This is a genomic window from Variovorax sp. Soil_C_39 (assembly GCF_057656815.1).
The window spans coordinates 756,942-771,011 of record NZ_JBDGJQ010000002.1 but is presented as its reverse complement, the minus strand read 5'-3'; the positions used below and the strand labels follow the sequence as shown (position 1 = coordinate 771,011).

Here is a 14,070-nt window from a genome sequence, read left to right as displayed (position 1 = left end):
AGATGACCACCCCGACCATTGCTGAAATCCGCAGTGCGACCGACGCCAAGATGAATCAGTCGCTCGCAGCGTTCCAGAACAACCTCACGAAGATCCGCACCGGCCGCGCGAATTCGGCGCTGCTCGACTCGATCCAGGTCGAGTACTACGGTTCCCAGGTGCCCCTGAGCCAGGTGGCCAACGTCTCGGTGCTCGATTCGCGCACGATCAGCGTCCAGCCCTGGGAAAAGGGCATGGGCGCCAAGATCGAGAAGGCCATCCGCGAAAGCGACCTGGGGCTGAACCCCGCCTCGATGGGTGACCTGATCCGTGTGCCGCTGCCCGCAATGAGCGAGGAGCGCCGCCGCGAGATGACCAAACTGGTCCGCAACGAAGGCGAGAGCGCCAAGGTCGCGACGCGCAACCTGCGCCGCGACGCGAACGAGTCGGTCAAGAAGCTGGTGAAGGAAAAGCTCGCCTCCGAGGACGAGCAGAAGCGCGCCGAAGCCGAGATCCAGAAGGTCACCGACCGCCACATCGCGGAAATCGACCGCCTGATCGCGGCCAAGGAAGCGGAGATCATGGCCGTTTGAGGCTGCGCATGGCTTCCCCCTCGCTGCAGATTCCTCACCATATTGCCATCGTCATGGATGGCAACGGTCGGTGGGCCACGCGGCGATTTCTGCCCCGCGTGGCAGGCCACAAGCAGGGCGTTGAATCGCTGCGCCGCTGCGTGAGGGCGTGCGTCGACCGCGGCGTGGGCATTCTCACTGTGTTCGCGTTCTCGTCGGAGAACTGGAACCGGCCGCCCGAGGAGGTCTCGGGGCTGATGGAAATCATGGTCGGTGCGCTCGCGCGCGAGGTGCCCAAGCTCGGGCGCGATGGCGTGCGCCTGCATTTCGTCGGCGAACGCGCGGGTCTCTCGAAGAAGATGGTGCAGGGCCTGGTCGACGCGGAGGCCAACACCGCGCAGAACGCCAAGCTGATCCTCAACATCTGCTTCAACTATGGCGGCCGCTGGGACATTGCCCGCGCCGCTGCGCGCCTGGCCGAGCAGGGCGAGGCGCTCACCGAGGCCAACCTCGACCGTGCCATGGCCCTCGCGCACGTGCCCGACCCGGATCTGCTGATCCGCACCGGCGGCGAGCAGCGGCTGTCGAACTTTTTGCTGTGGCAGAGCGCCTACGCCGAGTTGTTCTTCAGCAGCAAGCTCTGGCCTGAATTCGACGAGGCCGAGCTCGATGCAGGCATTGCTGCGTACCAGGTGCGCGAGCGCCGCTTCGGCAAGACTTCGGCGCAGGTCACGGCCGGCAGCCAGTCCCCGCAAGATCGCCAACTGGCCTGAGGCTGCGGCCGGCCTCCACCTTTCAGCCGAATGCTCAAACAACGCATCATCACGGCGGTCGTCCTGTTGGCGATCCTGCTGCCGGCGCTCTTCTATCCGTCGCACATCCCCTTTGCCGGCGTGATGCTGGTGCTGATCGGCGCGGCCGGCTGGGAATGGGGCCGCTTGAACGGCCACGGCCAGCGGCTGTCGGTGTTCCTCGGCCTGGAAGTCGTGGCGCTGTGCGCGCTGTCGTGGTGGCTCGGCCTGCTCGAACGTTCCCTGCTGCCGATCTGGCTGGTGGCCAGTGCGGCCTGGGTGCTGGGCGGCGCCGCCTTGCTGCGCGTCGCGGTGCCGGGTTGGCCGCGCATTCCGCGCGGCCTGCGTCTGGTCGGCGGATTGCTCGCACTCTGGGTGGCCTGGCTGGCGGCTGTGCAGGCGCGCATGGTCGGCATCAATTTCCTGCTGTCGATCTTCGTGCTGGTCTGGGTGGCGGACGTTTTTGCCTACTTCGCCGGCCGGGCGTTCGGCCTAAAGTTCACGCGCAGCAAGCTCGCGCCGGCGATCAGCCCCGGCAAGAGCTGGGAGGGCGTCTGGGGCGGCATGGTCGGTGTGGCCGTGCTGGCCTTCGCCTGGGTCTGGGCCGACCGCGCCGTGGGCGCGACGGTGGCCAGCCTGTACTCCCGGCTGCACGAGCGCGGCTGGTGGCTGCTGCTTCTTGGCGTGGTCTTTCTCGCGGCGATGAGCGTCGTCGGCGACCTCGTCGAATCGCTCATCAAGCGCAGCGCCGGTGCCAAGGACAGCAGCAGCCTGCTGCCAGGGCACGGCGGCGTGCTCGACCGCGTGGATGCCCTCTTGCCGGCGCTTCCCATTGCCATGATGCTGGCTTCCTTGTGAACATGTCCAAACAACGGGTCACGGTGCTCGGCTCGACCGGCTCGGTCGGTGTCAGCACGCTCGACGTGATTGCACGCCATCCAGACCGTTTCGAGGTCTTCGCGCTCTCCGCCTCGACCAAGGTCGACGAGATGCTGGCGCAGTGCGCACGCTTTTTGCCTCGCTTCGCCGTCATGGCGAGTGCGCCGCATGCCGCGCTGCTGGCCGAAAAGATCGACCAGAACGGCCTGCCGACGCAGGTGCTGAGCGGCGCGCGCGCGATCGAGGAGATCGCGTCCCACGAAGAAGTCGATGCCGTGATGGCTGCGATCGTCGGTGCCGCCGGGCTGGGGCCGTGCCTCGCTGCGGCGCGAGCCGGCAAGCGGCTGCTGCTGGCCAACAAGGAAGCGCTGGTGGTCGGGGGCGAGCTGTTCATGCGCACCGTGCGCGAAGGCGGCGCCACGCTGCTGCCGATCGACAGCGAGCATTCGGCGATCTTCCAGTCGCTGCCTGAAGATCCATCGACCTGGGCGCGGCGGATCGACAAGATCATTCTCACGGCCTCGGGCGGCCCTTTCCGCACCCGCGCGCCCGCGACGCTGGGCTCGGTCACGCCGGAGCAGGCGTGCGCGCATCCGAACTGGGTCATGGGCCGCAAGATCTCGGTCGATTCGGCCACCATGATGAACAAGGCGCTCGAGGTCATCGAGGCGCGTCACTTGTTCGGCGTCGAACCCGAGCAGATCGAGGTGGTCATCCATCCGCAGAGCGTGGTCCATTCGATGGTGCAGTTCACCGACGCATCCGTCATTGCCCAGCTTGGAACCCCCGACATGCGGGTGCCGATCGCGGTCGGCCTGGCCTGGCCCGAACGCATCGAGAGCGGGGCAGGGCGCCTCGACTTCCGGCAGATGGCCGCGCTGAGCTTCGACGCGCCCGACGCGGCGCTGTTTCCAGGACTGGGCCTCGCCTGGCATGCGCTGCGCGCCGCGCCCGGAACCACGGCGGTGCTCAATGCCGCCAACGAGGTCGCCGTCGAGGCCTTTCTCGACCGGCGCCTGCGGTTCGACCGGATTCATGCGGTGAACATGGAAACTTTGGAGGCCGTCATCCCCTCCAAGCCCGGATCGCTGACCGACCTGCTGGCGCTCGATGCCAGCGCCCGGGCGGCGGCCAATGCGGCGGCGCTTCGCTTCGCCGCCTGATCGCGCCCCTGCCGACCGACAAGGATCAGGATGCTCACTGTCATTGCTTTTGTGGTTGCGCTCGGCCTCTTGATTGCCGTGCACGAATACGGCCACTACCGCGTCGCCGTGGCCTGCGGCGTGAAGGTGCAGCGCTTCTCGGTCGGCTTCGGCAAGACCCTTTTCCGCTGGCGGCCGAAGCGCCAACACCCGGGGCAGGAAACCGAATTCGTCATCGGCGCCTTCCCGTTGGGCGGCTACGTCAAGATGCTCGACGAGCGCGAAGGCCCGGTGCCGCCCGAAGAGCGCCATCGCGCCTTCAACACGCAGCCGCTGCGCTCCCGCGCGGCTATCGTGGCCGCCGGGCCGATCGCCAACCTGCTGCTCGCGGTGGTGCTCTACACGGCCGTCAACTGGATCGGCGTGGACGAGCCGGTCGCCAGGCTCGCGCCCCCCGTGGCCGCTTCGCTCGCCGAGGCGGCGGGGCTGCGTGGCGGCGAGCATGTCACGCGCGCCGGCTTCGAAGGCGAACTGGAGCCGGTGGACTCTTTCGAGGACCTGCGCTGGCGCATGACGCGCGGCGCGCTCGACAGCCGCGACCTCACGCTCGAGATCGCGGGCGAAGCCGGCCGGCCCGCGCGCGAAATCGTGCTGCCCCTGAGCCAATTGGAGGCCAAGGACGCCGATCCGCAGATGTTCCGCAAGATCGGCCTGCTGGCGCCCCTGACCGTTCCCGAGATCGGGCAGGTCATGGAAGACAGTGCTGCCGAGCGCGCCGGCCTGCGCAGCGGCGACGTGGTGCGTGTCGTCGGGGACACGCCCATCGTCGACGGCCAGCAGTTGCGCGAGGTGATCCGCAGTTCGATCGACGGCGACCAGCCGCGTGCACAGACCTGGCAGTTGATCCGCGCCGGACAGGCGCTCCGGCTCGAAGTGGCACCCGAAGTGCGCGACGAAGGCGGCACGAAGGTGGGACGGATCGGTGCCTATGTGGGTGCCCCGCCCGAGATGATCATGGTGCGGCAGGGTCCGGTCGAGGGCTTCTGGCGCGGCATCGTCCGCACCTGGGAGGTGTCGGCCCTCACGGTGCGCATGATGGGCAAGATGGTGATCGGCGAGGCGTCGCTCAAGAATCTCAGCGGGCCGCTCACGATTGCCGACTATGCCGGCAAGTCCGCAAGCCTCGGACTCACGCAGTACCTCGTGTTCCTGGCCCTGATCAGCGTGAGCCTGGGCGTGCTCAATCTCATGCCGCTGCCGGTCCTCGATGGAGGACACCTGATGTATTATCTTTGGGAGGGCCTGACCGGCAAGGGTGTCTCCGACGCCTGGATGGAACGGCTTCAGCGCGGCGGTGTCGCTTTGCTGCTGGTCATGATGTCGGTCGCACTCTTCAACGACGTCACGCGGCTCTTTGGTTAACTTTCTGCCGGCCCTTTGCGCGCCGGCCCAATTCTCAGATGAACAAAAACTTCAGTCGCTTTCGCCTGCGTAGCGTCGCCGCGGTGGTGGCCAGCGCCCTGGCGGCCACGGCAGCCTGGGCCGTCGAGCCCTTCACGGTGCGCGACATCCGTGTCGAAGGCCTGCAGCGCGTCGAGCCCGGCACGATCTTCGCATCCCTGCCGCTGCGCGTGGGCGATACCTACAGCGACGAACGTGGATCGGCCGCGATCCGCGCGCTGTTCGACCTGGGATTGTTCAAGGACGTGCGCATCGACGTCAACGGCAATGTGCTGGTGGTGATCGTCGAGGAGCGGCCCACGATCGCCGACGTCGACTTCGTCGGCACCAAGGAGTTCGACAAGGCCGCGCTCCAGAAGGCGCTGCGCGAAGTCGGCCTGGCCGACGGACGCCCGTACGACAAGGCGCTGGCCGACCGCGCCGAGCAGGAGCTCAAGCGCCAGTACGTGAGCCGCAGCCTCTACAACGCGCAGGTCGTGACCACCGTCACGCCGATCGAGCGCAACCGCGTCAACCTGACCTTCACCGTCACCGAAGGCGATTCGGCGCGCATCCGCGAAGTGCGTGTCATCGGCAACAAGGCATTCAGCGAATCGACGCTGCTGAGCCTGTTCGACCAGGACAGCGGCGGCTTCATGAGCTGGTACACCAAGTCGAACCACTATTCGCGCACCAAGCTCAACGCCGACCTCGAAACGCTGCGCTCCTACTACATCACGCGCGGCTACCTCGAGTTCCGCATCGATTCGACGCAGGTCGCGATCTCGCCCGATCGCCAGGACCTGACGGTCACGGTCAACGTCACCGAAGGCGAGAAGTTCGTCGTGGCGGGGGTCAAGCTCGACGGCAACTACCTCGGCCGCGACGAAGAATTCAAGTCACTCGTCACGATCAGGCCGGGCGAGCCCTACAACGGCGAGGAGGTCACCGAGACCACCAAGGCGTTCACCGACTATTTCGGCACCTTCGGCTATGCGTTCGCACGGGTGCAGGCGCGCCCCGAGATCGACCGCGTCAACAACCGGGTGACGCTCACGCTGCAGTCCGAGCCGTCGCGGCGCGTCTATGTGCGGCGCGTGATCGTCGGCGGCAACACCAAGACCCGCGACGAGGTCATCCGCCGCGAGTTCCGCCAGTTCGAGGCCTCTTGGTACGACGGCGACAAGATCAAGCTGTCGCGCGACCGCGTGGACCGCCTCGGCTTCTTCACCGAAGTCAACGTCGAGACGCAGGAAATCCCCGGCACGCCCGACCAGGTCGACCTGACGATCAACGTGGCCGAAAAGCCCACCGGCAGCCTGCAGCTGGGCGCCGGCTACTCGAGCGCAGAAAAGGTCGCGCTGACCTTCGGCATCTCGCAGGAGAACGTGTTCGGCTCGGGCAACTTCCTGGGCGTGCAGGTCAATACCAGCAAGTACAACCGCACCCTGTCGGTGACCACCACGGACCCGTACTTCACGAAGGACGGCATCTCGCGCACGGTCAGCCTCTATCACACCACGACGCGTCCGTACTCGACGACCATCGACGGCGACTACAAGCTCGTGAACCAGGGCGGCTCCATCCGCTTCGGCGTGCCGTTCAGCGAGGTCGACACGGTCTTCTTCGGCATCGGCCTCGAGCGCTATGCCTTCGACCCGAACTCGACGACCTCGTTCTCGGGCCTGTTCACCCCTTCGTCGTACCTGCGCTACTTTCAGTGTTCCAAGGATGCCACCGGCTTCTTCGTGACCAACTGCGACCAGAAGAGTGTCTGGGGTGTGCCGCTGACCATCGGCTGGGGCCGTGACAGCCGCGACAGTGCATTGGTCCCGACCACCGGACGTCTGCAGCGCGCCAACCTCGAGCTCGGGGTGGCGGGCGACATGAAGTACTTCAAGACGAACTACCAGTACCAGCAGTTCTTCGCAATCAACAAGCAGTACACCTTCGCGATCAACGCCGACCTCGGCTATGCCAAGCCGTTGGGCGGCGCGGTCTACCCGATCTTCAAGAACTTCTATGCCGGCGGCCTGGGCTCGGTGCGCGGCTTCGAGCAGAACTCGCTCGGTCCGCGCGACGTGCCGCTGGTCTTCCAGACCGAAGGCGCCGCGCTCGGCGGCACCAAGAAGGCCGTGTTCAATGCCGAACTCAGCACCCCGTTCCCCGGCGCCGGCAATGACCGCACGCTGCGCCTGTACGGCTTCTTCGACGTCGGCAACGTTTTCGGGTCGCGCGCTCCCGGCCTGTCTGAAGAGCAGTACAAGGCGCAGAAGAAGCTGCGCGCCTCGGTGGGTCTGGGCATCAGCTGGATCTCGCCGCTGGGCCCGCTGCGCCTCGCCTACGCCTTCCCCGTCAAATCCCAGAAGGAAGTGCTGGATCCGGCCACCGGCTTCGTTGTGATCCCGAAGGATAGAATCCAGCGCTTGCAATTCCAGATCGGAACGTCTTTCTAAATGAAGCATTTGATTCGCGCCGCCGCTGGCGCGTTGTTGATCCCCGCTTTTGCGCTGGTTGCCGCGCCTGCCCAGGCGCAGGAGACCTTTCGCATCGGCTTCGTGAACCCGGACCGCGTGCTGCGCGAGGCCCAGCCGTCGAAGAATGCGCAAGCCAAGCTCGAGGCCGAGTTCCTCAAGCGCGAAAAGGATCTCGCAGCATTGGGCGAGGCACTGAAGAGCGCTTCCGAACGGTTCGAGCGCGAGGCGCCCACGCTGTCCGAAAGCCAGCGCACGTCGCGCCAGCGCGCGCTCGTCGATCAAGACCGCGACTTCCAGCGCCGCCGCCGCGAATTCCAGGAAGACCTCAACGCACGCAAGAACGAAGAGCTGCAGCAGGTCTACGAGCGCGCCAACCGCGTGGTCAAGCAGGTGGCCGAGGCCGAGAAGTACGACGCGATCCTGCAGGAAGCGATCTACATCAATCCGAAGCACGACATCACGGACAAGGTGATCAAGGCGCTGAACGCCACGACCGCTTCTTCCGCGCCAGCGGGCGGCAAGTAACGCCGCAGACGGCGTGTCGTTGCAGCTCGGAGCCATCGTCAGCGCCCTTGGGGGTGAGCTTCACGGCGACCCGGCGCTCTCGATCGAGCGGCTTGCGCCGCTTCAGAACGCTCAGCCGGACGCGCTCAGTTTCCTGAGCCATCCCAAGTACCAGCAGGAACTCGCGGTCTCCAAGGCCGCCTGCGTCATCGTGGCGCCCGCCATGCGCGAGGCCGCTGCGGCGCGCGGCGCGTACATCGTCGCGGCCGATCCCTACCTGTATTTCGCACGGCTCACCCAGTTGTGGAAGGCCCGTCATGCGCGGCCCGAAGCCGAGCGCATCCACCCGTCGGCGGTGGTCCATCCTGAAGCCGTGGTCGACGCCACGGCGCGCATCGGCGCGCTGTGCGTGGTGGAGCGGGGTGCGCGCATCGGCGCGGGCACGGTGCTCAAGTCGCGCGTCACGGTCAGCGAGGATTGCGTGATCGGCGAACGCTGCCTGCTGCATCCGGGCGTGGTGATCGGTGCCGACGGCTTCGGCCTCGCGCCGCACGAAGGTGCATGGGTCAAGATCGAGCAACTGGGCGCGGTGCGCATCGGCAACGACGTCGAGATCGGCGCCAACACCTGCATCGACCGCGGTGCGCTCGACGACACTGTCATCGAGGACGGCGTCAAGCTCGACAACCTGATCCAGATCGGTCACAACGTGCACGTGGGCAGGCACACGGCCATGGCCGGTTGCGTCGGCGTGGCGGGCAGCGCGACCATTGGCGCGCATTGCACCTTTGGCGGCGGCGCAATTGTGCTGGGCCATCTCACGGTGACGGACGGGGTGCATGTGTCGGCCGCGACCGTGGTCACGCGCTCGATCCGCAAGCCCGGCCAGTACACCGGCATGTTCCCCATCGACGACAATGCCAGCTGGGAAAAGAATGCTGCAACGCTGAAGCAGTTGCACGGCCTGCGCGAACGACTCAAGGCGCTGGAGAAGGCTCCCGAGAAAAAGTGAAGAGATGCAGGAACAGACAATCATGACGACGACGCTCGATATCCATCAAATCCTCAAGCTGCTGCCCCACCGCTACCCGTTCCTGCTGGTGGATCGCGTGCTGGACATGGAAAAGGGCAAGCGCATCACGGCGCTCAAGAACGTGACGATGAACGAGCCGTTCTTCAACGGCCATTTCCCCCATCGCCCCGTCATGCCTGGCGTGCTGATGCTCGAGGCCATGGCGCAGGCGGCCGCGCTGCTGTCGTTCCGTTCGCTCGACATCGTGCCCGACGACAACACGGTCTACTACTTCGCGGCCATCGACGGCGCGCGCTTCAAGCGTCCGGTGGAACCCGGCGACCAGCTCACGCTCGAGGTCGAGATCGAACGCATGAAGGCCGGCATTTCGAAGTTCAAGGGCCGTGCGCTGGTCGGCAGCGAACTGGCTTGCGAGGCTTCGCTGATGTGCGCGATGCGCCAGATCAACTGAGCCTGCGCAGCAACGAAAAGGCATGACGCAGGTTCATCCCACAGCGCTCGTCGACCCGAAGGCAGAACTCGACGCCTCCGTTTCCGTCGGGCCCTACACCGTCATCGGTCCGCACGTGCGCGTGGGTGCGGGCACGACCATCGGCGCGCATTGCGTGATCGAAGGCCGCACCAACATCGGCCGCGACAACCGGATCTTTCAGTTCTCGTCGCTCGGAGCGATACCGCAGGACAAGAAATACGCCGGCGAGCCGACCGAACTGGTGATCGGTAACCGCAACGTGATCCGCGAGTTCTGCACCTTCAACCTCGGCGTGCCGGGGGCGGGAGGCGTCACGCGCGTGGGCAGCGACAACTGGATCATGGCCTACACGCACATCGCGCACGATTGCCAGGTCGACGACCACACCACGCTCGCCAACAACACCACACTCGCCGGGCATGTGCACCTGGCCGACTGGGTCACGATCGGCGGGCTCACGGGCATCCACCAGTTCGTCTCGGTCGGCGCGCACGCGATGGTTGGTTTCGCCAGTGCGGTGTCGCAGGACGTGCCGCCCTTCATGCTGGTCGACGGCAATCCGCTCGCGGTGCGCGGCTTCAATGTGGTGGGCCTGCGGCGGCGCGACTTCTCCGCGGCGCGCATTGCAGCCGTCAAGCAGATGCACCGCCTGCTGTACCGCCAGGGCAAGACGCTCGAAGAGGCGCGCGCCGGCATTGCCGCGCTGGCTGCCGAGTCGCCCGAGGCGGGCGAGGACGTGGCGCTGATGGAGCGCTTCCTGGCCAGCTCGACGCGCGGCATCGCGCGTTGAGGCCGGCGGCACCCATGGTCAAGGACGCGCAGCGGCGGTTCGCGCTGGTCGCAGGCGAAGCCTCCGGCGACCTGCTGGCCGGCCTGTTGCTCGACGGCCTGCAGGCGCGCTGGCCTTCGCTCGAGACGGTGGGCATCGGGGGTCCGCGCATGCTCGCGCATGGCCTCCAGAGCTGGTGGCCGCAAGAAAAGCTCGCGGTCCGCGGCTACATCGAGGTGCTGCGCCACTATGCCGAGATCGCCGGCATCCGGCGCCAGCTCAAGGCGCGGCTGCTGCGCGAATGGCCCGAGCTCTTCATCGGTGTCGATGCGCCGGATTTCAATCTCGACCTCGAGGCCGGCCTGCGCAGCCGCGGCATGAAGACCGTGCATTTCGTCTGTCCCTCGATCTGGGCCTGGCGGGCCGACCGCATCGAGAAGATCCGTGCCGCGGCCGACCATGTGCTGTGCATCTTCCCGTTCGAGCCGGCGCTGCTGGAAGCGCAGGGTGTCGAGGGCAGCTATGTCGGGCATCCGCTCGCCAACGTGATTCCCATGGTGCCCGACCGCGGCGCGGCTCGCGCGGCGCTCGGCCTGCCGCCTGATGCGCAGGTCGTGGCCCTGTTACCAGGCAGCCGCCGCTCGGAGGTGCGCTACCTTGCCACACGCTTCTTCGCTGCCGCCGCGCTGATGCTGAAGGCCAGGCCCGGGCTGCGCTTCGTCGCGCCGATCCTGCCGGGGCTGCGCGTCGAGGTCGAGGCGCTGCTGCAGGCCAGCGGTGCGGCGGGGCGGGTGACGCTGCTCGACGGCCAGTCGCATGCCGCGCTGGCTGCCTGCGACGCGACCCTGATCGCGAGCGGCACCGCCACGCTCGAGGCGGCGCTGTTCAAGCGGCCGATGGTCATCGCGTACAACATGAATTCGCTGTCCTGGCGGCTGATGCAGCGCAAGCAGCTCCAGCCCTGGGTCGGCCTGCCCAACATCCTGTCGGGGGAGTTCGTGGTGCCCGAACTGCTGCAGGAGGCCGCGACGCCCGAAGCGCTGGCGCAGGCCACGCTCGAATGGCTCGATGCGCCCGAGAAGACCGAGGCGCTGCAACAAAGATTTTCAGCGCTGCACGTGCAACTGCAGCGCGATACGCCGACACTTTGCGCCGATGCGATCCAGAAAGTTCTTGAAGGCTGAGCAGGCGCCGCTCGTATGGGACGCGCCGGGCCTGGTGGCCGGCGTCGACGAGGCGGGCCGCGGTCCTCTGGCGGGGCCGGTGGTGGCCGCGGCCGTCATCCTCGACGACCTTCGGCCGATCCGGGGCCTGGCCGACTCCAAGACGCTCACGGCGCTGCAGCGCGAGCGCCTGCACGACCAGATCCTCGCGAAGGCGCTGTGCTGCTCGGTAGCGCAGGCCAGCGTCGAGGAGATAGACACCCACAACATCCTGCAGGCCACGATGCTCGCGATGCGCCGCGCGGTCGAGGGGCTGCGGCTCAAGCCCGCCAAGGTGCTGGTCGACGGCAACCGCCTGCCGACGCTCGATGTGCTTGCCGAGGCCATCATCAAGGGTGATGCGCGCGTCAAGGCGATCTCGGCCGCGTCGATCCTCGCCAAGGTGCACCGCGACCGGCTGTGCGAACAACTGGACCTGGAATTTCCGCATTACGGTTTCGCGGGCCACAAGGGCTACGGCACGCCCGAGCACCTCGAGGCGCTGCTGCGCCACGGCGCCTGCGTGCATCACCGCCGCACGTTCAGTCCGGTGGCTGCGGCGCTGGCGCGCACCGCGACCACGGCGGGTTCGACCATGGCGTTCGAGATTGCGGTGGGACCGGCTGCAGTGCCGATCGGCGCCGCCGAGACCGCGCACCCCGAACTGCGCACTGCGCCGTGATCTGCCCATGACCGAACCCGCTGGCCCGACCCACATCAGCTCGCGAGACAACCCGCTGCTCAAGGACCTGCGCAAGCTGGCGCAGGACCCGGGCGCCTACCGCAAGCTCGGGCGCGTGTGGCTCGAAGGCGACCACCTGTGCCGGGCAGCGCTGGCGCGCGGGGTGCAGCCAGCCCTGGCGGTGTTTTCCGAATCGTTCTGGGCGGCAGCGCCGGCCGAATGGCGCAGCAGTGCCATCAAGACGGTGGTCGTCGGCGACGACCTGCTGCGCGGCGTGAGCGGGCTCGAATCGCCCGCGCCGATGGGCTTCGTGCTGGATCTGCCGGTGCGCCCCGAATTGGTGCCCGGTGCGCCGAGCGTGGTGCTCGACCGGCTCCAGGATGCCGGCAATGCCGGCTCGATCCTGCGCAGCGCGGCCGCCTTCGGGTTCACCCAGGTGATCGCGCTCAGGGGCACCGCAGCCTTGTGGGCGCCGAAGGTGCTGCGCGCCGGCATGGGCGCGCATTTCGGCCTGCGATTGATCGAAGGGGTAGAGCCTGAAGCGCTCGAGGCCTTGACGATTCCGATGGTGGCCACCAGCTCGCACCGCGGCGAATGGCTTCACCAGGCCCGGCTGCCGCATCCGTGTGCGTGGCTCATGGGGCACGAAGGGCAGGGCGTCTCGCTCGCGCTCGAGGCCCGCGCGGCCCGGCACATTCGCATCGCCCAGCCGGGCGGCGAGGAATCGCTGAACGTGGCCGCCGCCGCCGCCATCTGCCTGCACGCCAGCAGTGCCCTTCAGGCGGGCTAGAAGCGCAGTCCGGGCTACAATCGGGGGCTTACTCGCAAATCAGCGTCGCCCGGCCGCCTTCAACGCCATCTTCCCCTTAAGCAGCAGTCCGCAGGCAACGCGCCTGGGGCTTCCGGGCGACCGTAACCATCCGGAGAACCCAGTGCTTTTGTCTCTCAAGGGAAGTTTCCCGCCCGCCATCCTGGCGCTCGCAGACGGCACGGTCTTTCAAGGCAATTCGATCGGAGCCACGGGCTCTACGACCGGTGAAGTGGTGTTCAACACCGCGATGACCGGTTACCAGGAAATCCTCACCGACCCGAGCTACTGCCAGCAGATCGTGACGCTCACGTATCCGCACATCGGCAACTACGGCGTCAACGAGGAAGACATCGAAGCCGACAAGATCCATGCCGCGGGCCTGATCATCAAGGACCTGCCCCTCGTCGCCTCCAACTTCCGCAAGACGGCCACGCTGAACGAGTACCTGGTGGCCGGCAAGACGGTCGCCATTGCCAACATCGACACCCGCAAGCTGACGCGCCACCTGCGCACCCACGGCGCCCAGAACGGCTGCATCCTGGGCCTGGCTGAAGGCGAGGCGGTCACGCAGGCGCTGATCGACAAGGCCATCGCGGCCGCCAAGGCCGCGCCGAGCATGGCCGGCCTCGACCTGGCCAAGGTGGTGTCGGTCCAGCAGACCTACGAATGGACCGAAACCGAGTGGAAGCTCGCGAACGCGAACGGCAAGCCGGGCTATGGGGTGCAGATCACGCCGCGTTTCCACGTGGTGGCCTTCGACTACGGCGTCAAGAAGAACATCCTGCGCATGATCGCCCAGCGCGGCGCACGCATCACGGTGGTGCCGGCGCAGACGCCCGCGGCCGACGTGCTCAAGCTCAAGCCCGACGGCATCTTCCTGGCCAACGGCCCCGGCGACCCGGAGCCCTGCGACTACGCCATCGAGGCCACCCGCGAGCTGATCGAGACCGGCATCCCCACCTTCGGCATCTGCCTGGGCCACCAGATCATGGCGCTGGCCTCGGGCGCGAAGACCTTCAAGATGAAGTTCGGCCACCACGGCGCGAACCATCCGGTGAAGGACCTCGACAACGGGCGCGTGAGCATCACGAGCCAGAACCACGGTTTCGCGGTCGACGAGAAGTCGCTGCCGGCCAACCTGCGCGCCACCCACATCAGCCTGTTCGACAATACGCTGCAGGGCCTTGCGCGCACCGACAAGCCGGCGTTCTGCTTCCAGGGCCACCCCGAGGCCTCGCCCGGCCCGCACGACATCGGCTACCTGTTCGACCGCTTCACCGCGCTCATGGAGGAGCAGGCACGTGGCTGATGCGTCCG

14 protein-coding genes are annotated in these 14,070 nt (G+C 67.1%); all 14 read left to right on the top strand.

Going from position 1 to position 14,070, the window contains the following annotated elements; all coding sequences use genetic code 11:
* Positions 1–2: 2 nt before the first annotated feature.
* The 14 genes from frr (at position 3) to carA (ending at position 14,062) form a co-directional block, all read left to right on the top strand.
* Positions 3–572: a ribosome recycling factor gene (frr, locus tag AC3A6J_RS07715; RefSeq protein WP_487859317.1), complete on the top strand. Its 570-nt coding sequence runs from the start codon at positions 3–5 to the stop codon at positions 570–572.
* A gap of 8 nt (positions 573–580) precedes the next feature.
* Positions 581–1,324, top strand: a complete 744-nt coding sequence (uppS, locus tag AC3A6J_RS07710) for a polyprenyl diphosphate synthase (RefSeq protein WP_487859316.1) — start codon at positions 581–583, stop codon at positions 1,322–1,324.
* A gap of 30 nt (positions 1,325–1,354) precedes the next feature.
* The gene (locus AC3A6J_RS07705; protein WP_487859315.1) at positions 1,355–2,200 is read left to right on the top strand and encodes a phosphatidate cytidylyltransferase; all 846 of its coding nucleotides are present in this window, start codon (positions 1,355–1,357) and stop codon (positions 2,198–2,200) included.
* Positions 2,201–2,202: 2 nt separating this feature from the next.
* The gene (gene ispC / locus AC3A6J_RS07700) at positions 2,203–3,384 is read left to right on the top strand and encodes a 1-deoxy-D-xylulose-5-phosphate reductoisomerase (protein WP_487859314.1); all 1,182 of its coding nucleotides are present in this window, start codon (positions 2,203–2,205) and stop codon (positions 3,382–3,384) included.
* Positions 3,385–3,414: 30 nt separating this feature from the next.
* Positions 3,415–4,785 (top strand): RIP metalloprotease RseP, encoded by a 1,371-nt coding sequence (gene rseP / locus AC3A6J_RS07695; RefSeq protein WP_487859313.1) that lies wholly within the window; start codon positions 3,415–3,417, stop codon positions 4,783–4,785.
* A gap of 38 nt (positions 4,786–4,823) precedes the next feature.
* Positions 4,824–7,259, top strand: a complete 2,436-nt coding sequence (bamA, locus tag AC3A6J_RS07690; RefSeq protein ID WP_487859312.1) for an outer membrane protein assembly factor BamA — start codon at positions 4,824–4,826, stop codon at positions 7,257–7,259.
* Positions 7,260–7,805 carry an OmpH/Skp family outer membrane protein gene (locus AC3A6J_RS07685; protein WP_487859311.1) on the top strand — a complete coding sequence of 182 codons (546 nt, stop codon included), beginning with the start codon at positions 7,260–7,262 and terminating at the stop codon, positions 7,803–7,805.
* Between the two features lie 13 nt (positions 7,806–7,818).
* Positions 7,819–8,796: a UDP-3-O-(3-hydroxymyristoyl)glucosamine N-acyltransferase gene (gene lpxD / locus AC3A6J_RS07680; RefSeq protein WP_487859310.1), complete on the top strand. Its 978-nt coding sequence runs from the start codon at positions 7,819–7,821 to the stop codon at positions 8,794–8,796.
* 22 nt (positions 8,797–8,818) lie between these two features.
* Positions 8,819–9,268 carry a 3-hydroxyacyl-ACP dehydratase FabZ gene (fabZ, locus tag AC3A6J_RS07675; protein ID WP_280816786.1) on the top strand — a complete coding sequence of 150 codons (450 nt, stop codon included), beginning with the start codon at positions 8,819–8,821 and terminating at the stop codon, positions 9,266–9,268.
* Between the two features lie 22 nt (positions 9,269–9,290).
* Positions 9,291–10,079, top strand: coding sequence for an acyl-ACP--UDP-N-acetylglucosamine O-acyltransferase (lpxA, locus tag AC3A6J_RS07670; protein ID WP_487859309.1), 789 nt, complete (start codon positions 9,291–9,293; stop codon positions 10,077–10,079).
* Positions 10,080–10,093: 14 nt separating this feature from the next.
* A complete protein-coding gene (gene lpxB / locus AC3A6J_RS07665; protein WP_487859308.1) occupies positions 10,094–11,242 on the top strand; it encodes a lipid-A-disaccharide synthase in 1,149 nt (382 codons plus the stop codon).
* Entirely contained in the window at positions 11,214–11,942 is a 729-nt protein-coding gene (gene rnhB, locus AC3A6J_RS07660; protein WP_487859307.1) for a ribonuclease HII, read from the top strand. Before lpxB ends, rnhB begins: the two co-directional genes overlap by 29 nt.
* A 7-nt stretch (positions 11,943–11,949) precedes the next feature.
* A complete protein-coding gene (locus tag AC3A6J_RS07655; RefSeq protein ID WP_487859306.1) occupies positions 11,950–12,732 on the top strand; it encodes a TrmH family RNA methyltransferase in 783 nt (260 codons plus the stop codon).
* Positions 12,733–12,874: 142 nt separating this feature from the next.
* A complete protein-coding gene (carA, locus tag AC3A6J_RS07650) occupies positions 12,875–14,062 on the top strand; it encodes a glutamine-hydrolyzing carbamoyl-phosphate synthase small subunit (protein WP_487859305.1) in 1,188 nt (395 codons plus the stop codon).
* Positions 14,063–14,070: the final 8 nt, after the last annotated feature.

Coding starts and splice junctions, on each gene's coding strand:
- rnhB (WP_487859307.1), top strand. CDS start 11,214: ATGCGATCCAGAAAGTTCTTGAAGGCTGAGCAGGCGCCGCTCGTATGG.
- ispC (WP_487859314.1), top strand. CDS start 2,203: ATGTCCAAACAACGGGTCACGGTGCTCGGCTCGACCGGCTCGGTCGGT.
- AC3A6J_RS07685 (WP_487859311.1), top strand. CDS start 7,260: ATGAAGCATTTGATTCGCGCCGCCGCTGGCGCGTTGTTGATCCCCGCT.
- rseP (WP_487859313.1), top strand. CDS start 3,415: ATGCTCACTGTCATTGCTTTTGTGGTTGCGCTCGGCCTCTTGATTGCC.
- AC3A6J_RS07655 (WP_487859306.1), top strand. CDS start 11,950: ATGACCGAACCCGCTGGCCCGACCCACATCAGCTCGCGAGACAACCCG.
- bamA (WP_487859312.1), top strand. CDS start 4,824: ATGAACAAAAACTTCAGTCGCTTTCGCCTGCGTAGCGTCGCCGCGGTG.
- lpxB (WP_487859308.1), top strand. CDS start 10,094: ATGGTCAAGGACGCGCAGCGGCGGTTCGCGCTGGTCGCAGGCGAAGCC.
- AC3A6J_RS07705 (WP_487859315.1), top strand. CDS start 1,355: ATGCTCAAACAACGCATCATCACGGCGGTCGTCCTGTTGGCGATCCTG.
- fabZ (WP_280816786.1), top strand. CDS start 8,819: ATGACGACGACGCTCGATATCCATCAAATCCTCAAGCTGCTGCCCCAC.
- lpxA (WP_487859309.1), top strand. CDS start 9,291: ATGACGCAGGTTCATCCCACAGCGCTCGTCGACCCGAAGGCAGAACTC.
- frr (WP_487859317.1), top strand. CDS start 3: ATGACCACCCCGACCATTGCTGAAATCCGCAGTGCGACCGACGCCAAG.
- uppS (WP_487859316.1), top strand. CDS start 581: ATGGCTTCCCCCTCGCTGCAGATTCCTCACCATATTGCCATCGTCATG.